Source organism: Paraburkholderia sp. BR10954 (assembly GCF_040965775.1).
Lineage (GTDB): Bacteria > Pseudomonadota > Gammaproteobacteria > Burkholderiales > Burkholderiaceae > Paraburkholderia > Paraburkholderia youngii.
Genome location: NZ_JBFRCK010000364.1, coordinates 1 through 225 on the forward strand (window position 1 = coordinate 1; position 225 = coordinate 225).

General features: G+C 68.9%; 1 protein-coding gene. It reads right to left on the reverse strand.

The features are described 5' to 3' along the window. The coding region (locus tag AB4Y34_RS42585) for an AMP-binding protein (RefSeq protein ID WP_368719383.1) at nucleotides 1–225 on the reverse strand (225 nt) is incomplete at both ends.

Sequence of the window (225 nt, forward strand, 5' to 3'; positions counted from 1 at the left end):
CCAGGTCCCCCGTGCGGTACAGCCGATCGCCCTCCACAAAGGGACTGGCGATGAACCGCTCTGCTGTCAGCTCGGGGCGGCTCAGGTAGCCACGCGCGACCCCCGCCCCGCCAATGTAGAGCTCCCCCACCGCCCCGAACGGCACCGGCTCTCCATGACCGTCCAGCACGTACACCCGCGTGTTCGCAATCGGACGGCCGATCGGAACGTGCGTCGATACAGCGC